This window comes from Nocardia farcinica (genome assembly GCF_029867845.1).
In the GTDB taxonomy this organism is placed as follows: Bacteria; Actinomycetota; Actinomycetes; order Mycobacteriales; family Mycobacteriaceae; genus Nocardia; species Nocardia farcinica_A.
In genome coordinates this window covers 1-2334 of the sequence record NZ_JARWRU010000178.1, presented here as the reverse complement: position 1 = coordinate 2334, position 2334 = coordinate 1, and the positions used below count along the sequence as shown (strand labels likewise).

The 2334-nt window shown below is 67.9% G+C and carries 2 protein-coding genes; one reads left to right on the top strand and one right to left on the bottom strand.

Going from position 1 to position 2334, the window contains the following annotated elements:
- Positions 1-21: 21 nt before the first annotated feature.
- Positions 22-723 (bottom strand): TetR/AcrR family transcriptional regulator, encoded by a 702-nt coding sequence (locus tag QH283_RS03685; protein ID WP_280501611.1) that lies wholly within the window; start codon positions 721-723, stop codon positions 22-24.
- A 127-nt stretch (positions 724-850) separates the two neighbouring features.
- On the opposite strand from QH283_RS03685, the gene glnT reads away from it, so the two are divergent.
- Positions 851-2212 (top strand): type III glutamate--ammonia ligase, encoded by a 1362-nt coding sequence (gene glnT, locus QH283_RS03680; protein WP_280501610.1) that lies wholly within the window; start codon positions 851-853, stop codon positions 2210-2212.
- The last annotated feature ends 122 nt before the right edge of the window (positions 2213-2334 follow it).

Genomic DNA, 2334 nt, shown 5'->3' with positions numbered 1-2334 from the left:
CAAACCCCGGCCCCGGCTTTTTTACTTTAGTTTTGGTAATGGGTGGGGGTGGGTAAACCCGCCGCCGACGCCCGCACGGGCGGCAGCGACCCGCTCGCGATCCCGCACGAGCGCGCCGACGGTTGTGGACGCGGACAGATGGGCGAACTCGCGCATCCGCTCCGCACCGGCCTCCCCCTGCCGGAACCGGTACTGCAACCCCTCGCTGAGCGAGAGCGCGGCGGTGGTCGCCGGACCGGGTTCGACCGCGACGAACTCCCCGGCTGCCACGCCCTGCTCGATCACCCTCGCCATCAGGGTCTCCAGCTCACGGTAGTCGGCGAAGAAGTCGGCGAACTCCTCGGGCTGGGCCCGTGAAACCCGCTCGAGCTCGTAGAAGTCCAGCGGCGCCGAGCACATCTGCACCACGTCGTCGTAGATGATCCGGTACAGCCGCGCCGCGGCGTCGGCCGGATCGTCGACCAGTTGCCGTGCGGTTTCCAGGGATTCGCGGTTCTTGTCGATCAGCGCCTGGAGGATGGCCTCCTTGTTGGCGAACCAGTAGTACAGCGAGGACTGACCGAGGCCGGCCTCGCGCGCGATGGCGCTGACCGTGGTGTCGGCGTATCCGATCTCCGCGAACAGCCGGGCCGCCGCCGCGACGATCTCCTCGCGCGGGGCGCCGCCCGCGATCCCACTGCGCCGCGGACGCCCGACCCGCTGCCCCGCTGTCTGCTTGCTCATGAACAGCATCGTCGGACACCGCGGCACGGTTTACCAACCGGCAACACCCGGGATATCACCCGGCAACCCCCGGCCGTCAGAGTTTCGATAGGTCATCGAAATTAGCCGGAGCAACCAGGGAGTCACCATGACCAGCATCGAGATCACCCCCGACGTGGAGACCGTCAAGGAGCAGCTGCGCGCCGCGGGCGTCCGGTACGCGATCGCCAGCTTCGTGGACCTGCACGGCAATTCGAAGGGCAAATTCGTCCCGATCGACCACCTCGACAACATGATGGGCGGCTCGGAGCTGTTCACCGGCGCGGCCCTGGACGGGCTGCCGCAGGACATCAGCGACGAGGAACTGTCGGCCCGCCCCGACCTGAACAGATACTTCCAGCTGCCGTGGAACACGCAGTACGCCTACTTTCCCAGCAGCCTCCACACCGAGGGCAAGCCGTTCACGGCATCCTCGCGCGACATCTTGAAGCGCCAGCTCGACGCCGCCGCCGATCTCGGCTACGGCTTCAACCTCGGCATCGAGACCGAGTTCTTCGTGCTGAAGGACTCCGCCGCCGGTGTCGCCGAGGTCAGCGAACGCGACAACCTCACCAAGCCCTGCTACAACGTGACGACCACGCTGGACAACATGGGCTGGCTGGGCGAACTGGTGGATGCCATGAACGGCCTCGGCTGGGACGTCTACTCCTTCGACCACGAGGACGCCCGCGGCCAGTTCGAGGTGGACTTCTCCTACACCGACGCGCTGACCATGGCCGACCGCTTCGTGTTCTTCCGCCTGATGGCCAACGAGATCGCCCGCAAGCACGGCTACTTCGCCTCGTTCATGCCCAAGCCGTTCGCCGACCGCACCGGCTCGGGCGCGCACTACAACATGTCGCTGGCCGATCTGGAGACCGGCACGAACCTGTTCGCCACCGACCACGATCCGCGCGGCGTCGGCCTGTCGAAGCTGGGCTACCACTTCATCGCGGGCATCCTGCGCCATCTGCCCGCCATCACCGCGGTGATCGCGCCGACGGTCAACAGCTACAAGCGCCTGGTCCGCCAGGGCAGCATGTCGGGGTCGACCTGGGCGCCGGTGTTCGTCAGCTACGGCAACAACAACCGCACCAACTCGCTGCGGGTGCCGCTGGCGGGCGGGCGCGTGGAGTGCCGGGCCGCCGACATCAGCTGCAACCCGTACCTCGGCGCGGCGATGGTGCTCGCCGCCGGCCTGGAGGGCGTGCGCGAGCAACTCGATCCGGGCGATCCGCGCACCGAGAACATGTACCGCTACACCGACGCCCAGATCGCCGAGCAGGGCATCTCCCTGCTGCCACGCACCCTCGGCGAGGCCATCGACGAGTTCCGCGCCGACAGCCTCTCGCGCGAGGTCTTCGGCGACGCGCTCTACCAGTCCTACATCGACTACAAGACCGAGGAGTGGGAGTCCTACCAGGCGCACATCTCCTCCTGGGAGACCGAGCGCTACCTGAAGTTCTTCTGATCGGTTCCGGGGGGGGGGGGGGGGCGGGGGGGGGGCGGCCGCGCGCCCCCCCAAACCCGCGCCGCCACCCACAAAAGCGGGACCGACAAAAACACCCCCCCCCCCCCCAAAACCCGCGCGGG

Bases quoted from the DNA above. Each gene is read 5' to 3' on its own strand.
- QH283_RS03685 (WP_280501611.1), bottom strand. From the start codon at position 723: ATGAGCAAGCAGACAGCGGGGCAGCGGGTCGGGCGTCCGCGGCGCAGT.
- glnT (WP_280501610.1), top strand. From the start codon at position 851: ATGACCAGCATCGAGATCACCCCCGACGTGGAGACCGTCAAGGAGCAG.